The 7,456-nt window shown below is 71.8% G+C and carries 8 protein-coding genes; 1 reads left to right on the forward strand and 7 read right to left on the reverse strand.

Annotation, left to right across the window (positions count from 1 at the left end; all coding sequences use genetic code 11):
- Nucleotides 1–32: 32 nt before the first annotated feature.
- The 7 genes from ACWF62_RS12725 to ACWF62_RS12755 form a co-directional block, all read right to left on the reverse strand.
- Complete coding sequence (locus ACWF62_RS12725; protein WP_452630222.1) at nt 33–566, reverse strand: TM2 domain-containing protein; 534 nt, start codon at nt 564–566, stop codon at nt 33–35.
- Complete coding sequence (gene lgt / locus ACWF62_RS12730) at nt 563–1,549, reverse strand: prolipoprotein diacylglyceryl transferase (protein ID WP_452630223.1); 987 nt, start codon at nt 1,547–1,549, stop codon at nt 563–565. Before lgt ends, ACWF62_RS12725 begins: the two co-directional genes overlap by 4 nt.
- On the reverse strand, nt 1,546–2,349 hold the full coding sequence (trpA, locus tag ACWF62_RS12735) for a tryptophan synthase subunit alpha (RefSeq protein ID WP_378507817.1): 804 nt from the start codon (nt 2,347–2,349) through the stop codon (nt 1,546–1,548). Before trpA ends, lgt begins: the two co-directional genes overlap by 4 nt.
- On the reverse strand, nt 2,346–3,596 hold the full coding sequence (trpB, locus tag ACWF62_RS12740) for a tryptophan synthase subunit beta (RefSeq protein ID WP_378507818.1): 1,251 nt from the start codon (nt 3,594–3,596) through the stop codon (nt 2,346–2,348). Before trpB ends, trpA begins: the two co-directional genes overlap by 4 nt.
- Before the next feature lie 117 nt (nt 3,597–3,713).
- Complete coding sequence (trpC, locus tag ACWF62_RS12745; RefSeq protein WP_378507819.1) at nt 3,714–4,523, reverse strand: indole-3-glycerol phosphate synthase TrpC; 810 nt, start codon at nt 4,521–4,523, stop codon at nt 3,714–3,716.
- A gap of 84 nt (nt 4,524–4,607) precedes the next feature.
- The gene (locus tag ACWF62_RS12750) at nt 4,608–5,300 is read right to left on the reverse strand and encodes a TIGR02234 family membrane protein (protein WP_378507820.1); all 693 of its coding nucleotides are present in this window, start codon (nt 5,298–5,300) and stop codon (nt 4,608–4,610) included.
- Nucleotides 5,293–6,861, reverse strand: coding sequence for an anthranilate synthase component I (locus tag ACWF62_RS12755; RefSeq protein ID WP_378507821.1), 1,569 nt, complete (start codon nt 6,859–6,861; stop codon nt 5,293–5,295). Before ACWF62_RS12755 ends, ACWF62_RS12750 begins: the two co-directional genes overlap by 8 nt.
- Nucleotides 6,862–6,917: 56 nt before the next feature.
- Here ACWF62_RS12755 and ACWF62_RS12760 point away from each other — a divergent pair, with 56 nt between their 5' ends.
- Nucleotides 6,918–7,370 carry a peroxiredoxin gene (locus ACWF62_RS12760; protein ID WP_378507822.1) on the forward strand — a complete coding sequence of 151 codons (453 nt, stop codon included), beginning with the start codon at nt 6,918–6,920 and terminating at the stop codon, nt 7,368–7,370.
- Nucleotides 7,371–7,456: the final 86 nt, after the last annotated feature.

Genomic DNA, 7,456 nt, shown 5'->3' on the forward strand with positions numbered 1-7,456 from the left:
GGGTGTGCACACGGGCGTCGGGTGTCGAGCGGTCAGTCGCGGAGCTTGCGCCCCTGCCCGTCCCGGACCGCCCCGGTCAGCATCAGGATCCCGTCGACGAACGCCCAGATCCACACCGCGGGCACGATCAGGAACCCGACGAGCAGGAACATTGCCGGGAAGCCGACCCAGAACAGCAGCAGCTGCGCGAGCCCGATGTTGGTGCTGCCGGTATAGAGCCTGCCCACCCCGCACACCCCGACCATGCCGAGCAGGATCTGCAGCAGCCCGGCCGCGACCTTCGACTTGTCCGACAGCGGCTCCCCGGTGACCGGGTCGCGGCCGTACGGCGCGCCCGCGTCCGCGGGGGCGTAGCCGTATCCCGGCACCGCGGCGAACTGCTGCGTCGCGTCCAGCGGCGGGAACCCGGGCGGCGGATGGCCGGTACCGGGCGCCCCGTACACGGGTCCGGGCGGCCGCGAGTCGGCGGTCCCGCCGCTCGGCGGCGGCGGATACCCGGGCCCCGGGTCGGCCCAGCTGCCACCGTTCTCGATGCGCTTCTGCCAGTCGTCGTCGGGTGTGGTCACGAGTCCTCCCCCGGTGTCGTTGTGCCCTTCGCCCGCGCGGCCGGGTCGCCGTCGGCGGCGTCACCGTCGGCGGCGGGCGCCGCGTCGGGGTGCTCGGCGACGTACTCGGTGCGGGCCTTCCCGATCCGCAGTTCAGCGGGCGTCTCGCGACCCTTCGTCGCGAGGACAACGTACGCCACCGCACAGGCGAATACGATCGCCGCGGTGAACGAGTTGATCCGGATCCCGGCGATCAGGGTGGCGTGGTCGTCACGCATCAGCTCCACGAAGAACCGGCCGAGGCAGTAGCCGGCCACATACAGCGCGAACAGGCGGCCGTGCCCGATCCGGAAGCGGCGGTCCACCCAGACCAGCAGGATCACGACCAGGACGTTCCAGACCAGTTCATACAGGAAGGTCGGGTGCACAACCCTCTCGACGACACCGTTGGAGGTGCCGGTCAGCGCGTCGAGGCGGCCCGCCACGTTCACCCGCTGATAGATCTCCAGCCCCCACGGCACCGTCGTCTCCCGGCCGTACAGTTCCTGGTTGAACCAGTTTCCGAGCCGGCCGATGGCCTGCGCCAGCAGGACTGCCGGGGCGATCGCGTCACCGAGCGCGGCGACGGACACCCCCATCCGGCGGCAGCCGATCCACGCGCCGACCGCGCCGAGCGCGACCGCGCCCCAGATCCCGAGGCCACCCTGCCAGATCTTCAGCGCGTCGGCGGGGCTGCCACCCTCCCCGAAGTAGGTGCTCCAGTCGGTGAGGACGTGGTACAGCCTGCCACCGACCAGGCCGAACGGCACCGCCCAGATCGCGACGTCGAGGACGGTGCCCTTCTCGCCCCCGCGGGCGACCCAGCGGCGATCACCCCACACCACCGCGACCACGATGCCCGCGATGATGCACAGGGCGTAGGCCCGCAGCGGCACCGGACCGATGGTCCACACCCCCTGCGGCGGACTCGGGAGGTAGGCGAGCAGTTCGACTGTCGACGTCACGACGCCACGGTAGCCGAACGGACACCGGCGGCGAGTTCGGTCGTCAGGGCCCGCAACGCATCCGGGCCCGCCGCCGTCGCGGTGACGAGCGCGGAGCCGACGATGACCGCATCCGCGTACGCGGCGATCTCGGCGGCCTGCGCCCCGGATCGGACGCCGAGACCGACGCCGACGGGGATGTCGGAGTGCTCCCGAACCCGGGCAACCAGTTCCGGCGCACGGTTGTCGACGTTGTCGCGGGCACCGGTGACCCCCATCGTCGACGTCGCGTACACGAAGCCGCGGCACTGGTCCAGCGTCATCGCGAGCCGCTCGTTGGTCGACGACGGCGACACCAGGAAGATGCGGCCGAGGCCGTACTTGTCGGAGGCGGCGATCCACTCGGCGGCCTCGTCGGGGATCAGGTCCGGGGTGATTATCCCGAGCCCACCCGCGGCGGCCAGGTCACGGGCGAAGTTGTCGACCCCGTACCGGAGCACCAGGTTCCAGTAGGTCATGACGACCGCGGCCCCGCCCGCGTCGGTGACGGCCTGCACGGCAGGGAACACGTCACGTACGCGCACCCCGGCGGCCAGCGCCGCGGTGGCGGCGTCCTGGATCGTGGTGCCGTCCATCACCGGGTCGCTGTAGGGGATGCCGACCTCGACGAGGTCGCAGCCCGCCTCGACGAGGGTGGTGACGGCCGCGACGGACTCCGCGACGGTCGGATAGCCGACCGGCAGGTACCCGACCAGCGCGGCGCGCTTCTCGGCGCGGCAGCTCGTGAAGATCTCGGTGAGGCGTTCGTGCGGGGCGCTCACTGCGCTGCTCCTTCGGCGTCGGTGCTGTCTGCGGGGAGATATCCGAACCACTTGCCTGCGGTGTCGACGTCCTTGTCGCCGCGGCCCGAGATGTTCACCAGCACAATCGCGCCCTCGCCGAGTTCCCTGCCGACCTCGAGTGCTCCCGCGACGGCGTGGGCGGACTCGATCGCCGGGATGATGCCCTCGGTGCGGCACAGCAACGCGAACGCGTCCATCGCGGCGGTGTCGGTGGCCGACCGATATTCGGCGCGACCGGTATCGGCGAGCCACGAATGCTCCGGCCCGACACCGGGATAGTCCAGTCCGGCGGAGATCGAGTGCGACTCGATGGTCTGCCCGTCCTCATCCTGCAGCAGGTACGAGTACGCGCCGTGCAGCGCGCCGTGGCTGCCGCCGCCGATCGTCGCGGCGTGCCGCCCGGTGTCCACGCCGTCGCCGCCCGCCTCGATGCCGACCAGCCGCACCGCGGCGTCGTCGATGAACGGATGGAAGATGCCGATCGCGTTGGATCCGCCGCCGACACACGCGACGACCGCGTCGGGCAGCCGACCGGTCGAGGCCTGCACCTGGGCACGCGCCTCAAGACCGATGATGCGCTGGAAATCGCGGACCATCGCCGGGAACGGGTGCGGACCGGCGGCGGTCCCGAAGCAGTAGTAGGTGTTGTCGGCGTTGGTGACCCAGTCCCGCATCGCCTCGTTGATGGCGTCCTTGAGGGTGCGCGACCCGGTCTTCGCGGCGATCACCTCGGCGCCGAGCAGTCGCATGCGGGCGACGTTGAGTGCCTGCCGCTGGGTGTCGACCTCGCCCATGTAGACGAGGCAGTCGAGCCCGAAGAGGGCGCACGCGGTCGCGGTCGCGACGCCGTGCTGGCCAGCCCCGGTCTCGGCGATGACGCGGGTCTTACCCATCCGCTTGGCGAGCAGCACCTGCCCGAGCACGTTGTTGATCTTGTGGGACCCGGTGTGGTTGAGGTCCTCGCGCTTGAGCAGCAGTCGCGCACCGCCCGCGTGCTCGCTGAGCCGGGTGGCCTCGTACACCGGCGAGGGCCGCCCGGTGTAGTCGCGCTGGAGGCGGTCGAGTTCGGCAAGGAAGCCGGGGTCGCCGCGTTCCTTCTCGTAGGCGGCGGTCACCTCTTCGATGACGGCCATCAGGGCCTCGGGAAGGTAGCGGCCGCCGAAGACCCCGAAATGTCCGCCCGCGTCAGGTTCGTGCGCGGTGGGGGTCGCCACTGCATCGCTCATCAGTGGCAGGCCCTGGTTCGTGCTGGGGAAGCCCTTCGCGGAAAGTACGGGATCGTCTGCAGTCACCCGTCCAGTCTGCCCTAGGGGCGGGGGCGGTCTCCCGCCCGGGTCAGCCGGTCAGCGTGCCGGTTTCGGGCACGACGGATGGGTGCCTGCCGCGACGAGATCCTTCACCGCGGTCCGCGGATCGCCGCTGGTGACCAGCCCCTCGCCGACGAGCACCGCGTCCGCGCCTGCACCGGCGTAGGCGAGCAGGTCCGCGGGACCCCGGACCCCGGACTCGGCGATCTTCACGACGCGGCTCGGGAGACCGGGCGCGATCCGGCCGAAGGTGTCCCGGTCCACGTCAAGGGTCTTGAGGTTGCGTGCGTTGATCCCGATGACGCTGGCGCCCGCCTCGAGGGCGCGGTCCGCCTCCTCCTCGGTGTGCACCTCGACGAGGGCCGTCATGCCGAGGGACTCGGTCCGGTCGAGCAGCGAGGCGAGGGTGTTCTGGTCGAGGGCGGCGACGATCAGCAGGATCACGTCCGCGCCGTGCGCGCGGGCCTCGTGGATCTGGTACGGGCCGACGATGAAGTCCTTGCGCAGGATCGGGATGCTCACCGCCCGGCGCACCGCATCGAGGTCCGCGAGGGACCCCTTGAACCGGCGCTCTTCGGTGAGCACGCTGATCACCCGGGCGCCGCCCTCCTCGTAGGCGCGGGCCAGGGCGGCGGGGTCGGTGATCGTCGACAGCGCACCCTTGGACGGGCTGGCCCGCTTGACCTCCGCGATGACCCCGATGCCGTCGGCGCGGAGCGCAGCGGCCGCGTCGAGCGCGGGCTTGGCGGCAGCCGCAGCCGCCTTCACCGCGGCGAAGTCGAGGACGGCCTCGCGGGCGGCGACGTCGGCGCGCACCCCGTCGAGAATCGAATCGAGAACAGTCATTTCGTCCCGAGTCCTTTCTGGGCTGTCGCCGATTGTGAGGAACGTCATCCGGTGAAGCCAGCCTAGAGCCCGCCGTTCTCTTGACTAACGGCGGGTGTCCGTGCCAGCGGACGGGCCGGGCCCGTCGGCCTCGCCGGGACCCTCCTCCGCGGAATCGTCGGTGGGATCGTCGCCCGCGTCGAGGGCATCCCACAGCACCCGCTGGCTCGGCGGTTCCGCCGAATCGCGACGCTGGGCCGCCTCGTCCCTGCGGGCGGCGGGTGCCGCGTACTTCGACGACAGACCCGCGGCGACCGACGCCTTGCGCAGCAGCGCGACCGCAGCGGCCAGCGCGAGCACACCCCCGACGATCACCAGCATGGCGGGCGCAACGGACACCTCGCTGGCGGTGACCTCGGCGCGGTCGGGCAGTTCCGCGAGGCGACCGGCCCGTGCCGGGTCCACCTCCGACACCAGCAGTTGCGCGGCGGGCACGATCGCGGCGACCGCGACCGCCGCGACCGCAACCGCGACCACCCGCAACGCCCACCCGCGGACCGCGAACGACGCGGCGATCGCGGCCAGCAACGCCAGCGCCAGCGGCGTGGTTGCCGCCGCCCAGGTGCCGCCGATGAGGTCGACGGTGCGGGCCTCACCGAGCCCGTCGGACGAATCGATCCGCACCCACGTCATCCGCGATGCCGCCCACAGGCACAGCGCCGCGACCGCGAGCAGCAGCGCAGGCAACGCGGCGGCAGCGGCGGAGCGGCGGGGAGATGCGGTGTCGGCGTCACTCATCGGTGACTCCGAGGGTGCGCAGGGTGCCCGCCGCGGCGATCGCGCTGAGCGCCGACATCGCCTTGTTCCGGGCCTCGGTGTCCTCGTAGACCGGGTCGGAGTCGGCGACCACACCGGCCCCGGCCTGCACGTACGCGGTGCCGTCCTTGACCAGCGCGGACCGGATCGCGATCGCGGTGTCGGCGTCACCCGCGAAGTCGAGGTAGCCGACGATGCCGCCGTAGATGCCGCGGCGGGTCGGTTCGAGCTCGTCGATCAGCTCCATCGCCCGCACCTTCGGCGCCCCGGACAGGGTCCCCGCCGGGAAGCAGGCGGTGACCGCGTCGAGGGCATGCTTGCCGTCGGCGAGGCGGCCGGTGACCGTGGAGACCAGGTGCATGACGTGGCTGTAGCGCTCGACGTGCCGGTAGTCGTGCACGCGGACCGTCCCCGGCTCGCACACCCGGCCGAGGTCGTTGCGGCCGAGGTCGACGAGCATCAGGTGCTCGGAGTTCTCCTTCTCGTCGGCGATCAGGTCCTTCTCGAGCAGCAGGTCCTCCTCCTCGGTGGTGCCGCGCCACCGGGTGCCCGCGATCGGGTGCGTGGTCGCGGTGCCGTCCTTGACGGTGACGAGGGACTCGGGGCTCGACCCGACGATCGCGAACGCGGTGCCACCGTCCCCGTCCGGGACGTTGACGAGGTACATGTACGGGCTCGGGTTGGACGCGCGCAGCATCCGGTAGATGTCCACCGGGGCGGCGTCGGTGTCCATCTCGAAGCGTTGCGAGAGCACCACCTGGAACGCCTCACCGGCCTCGATCTCGGCGATCAGCCTGCGCACGTCGGTGCCGAACTCCTCGGTGCTGCGCTGCCGCCGGAACTCGGGTGCTGGGGTGGTGAACGCCGACACCGTCGACGGCGCCTGCGCGGTGAGGGCGCTGGTCATCGCGTCGAGCCGGGCGACGGCGTCGTCGTACGCCTCGTCGACGCGGTCGTCGCTGCCGTCCCAGTTCACCGCGTTGGCGATCAGCGTGATCGCCCCCTCGTGGTGGTCGACAGCGGCCAGGTCGGTGGCGAGCAGCATCACCATCTCGGGGATCTGCAGGTCGTCGACGGCGTGACTCGGCAGCCGTTCCAGGCGGCGCACGACGTCGTAGCCCATGAACCCGACCATGCCGCCGGTCAACGGGGGCAGGTCGGGCAGGCGTTCGCTGCGCAGCAGTTCGAGGGTCTGGCCGAGCGCGGCGATCGGGTCGCCGCCGCAGGGGGCGCCGGCCGGAACGTTGCCGTACCAGGCGGCCTCGCCGTCCACGACGGTCAGGGCCGCGGGGCTGCCCGCACCGATGAACGACCAGCGGGACCAGGAGCGGCCGTTCTCGGCGGACTCGAGCAGGAACGTTCCGGGCCGGTCCGCCGCGAGCTTGCGGTACGCGGAGAGCGGGGTTTCCGCGTCCGCCAAGACCTTTCGGGTCACCGGGACGACCCGATGCTCGGCCGCCAGCGCACGGAACTGTGCACGGGTGGTGGTGGCTGCGGCCGTCGCGGCGGCTGCGGGGGTCACGGTGATCGACTCGCCGGGCATGCGCCCATCATCCCAGCCCCGATTCGGTGGCGGTCGCGCGCGGTAGCCTCGCGCGCATGCAGACCGGTGATCAGGCCCCCGATTTCGCGCTCCCCGACCAGACCGGCGCGGTGCGCACGCTGTCCGAACTGGTCGCCGACGGGCCGCTGGTGTTGTTCTTCTACCCGGCGGCGAACACCCCAGTGTGCACCGCGGAGGCCTGCCATTTCCGGGACCTCGCTGCCGAGTTCGCGGCGGTCGGAGCGGCGCGGGCGGGGATCTCGGTGGATCCGGTGGCGACGCAGGCGTCGTTCGCGGCGGCGAAGTCGTTCGACTATCCGCTGCTCTCCGATGTCGGCGGTGCGGTCGCCGAGCAGTTCGGGGTCCGGCGCGGGATGCTCGCGCGGCTGTCGCCGGTGAAGCGCACCACCTTCGTCATCGGCACCGACCGCACGGTGCTGAAGGTGATCGCCAGCGAGCTGCGCGCCAGCACGCACGCCGACCAGGCGCTCAGCTTCCTGAAGCGCTGACGCGCCCGTGGGGGGGGTTTTTCCCCCCCGGGGGGGAAAACACCAGACGGAAGGGAGGGAGGCCCCCCCAACTATCACAGCACACG

This window comes from Rhodococcus sp. NPDC054953, assembly GCF_053609225.1.

Coding starts and splice junctions, on each gene's coding strand:
- ACWF62_RS12760 (WP_378507822.1), top strand. CDS start 6,918: ATGCAGACCGGTGATCAGGCCCCCGATTTCGCGCTCCCCGACCAGACC.
- trpB (WP_378507818.1), bottom strand. CDS start 3,596: ATGAGCGATGCAGTGGCGACCCCCACCGCGCACGAACCTGACGCGGGC.
- trpC (WP_378507819.1), bottom strand. CDS start 4,523: ATGACTGTTCTCGATTCGATTCTCGACGGGGTGCGCGCCGACGTCGCC.
- ACWF62_RS12755 (WP_378507821.1), bottom strand. CDS start 6,861: ATGCCCGGCGAGTCGATCACCGTGACCCCCGCAGCCGCCGCGACGGCC.
- ACWF62_RS12750 (WP_378507820.1), bottom strand. CDS start 5,300: ATGAGTGACGCCGACACCGCATCTCCCCGCCGCTCCGCCGCTGCCGCC.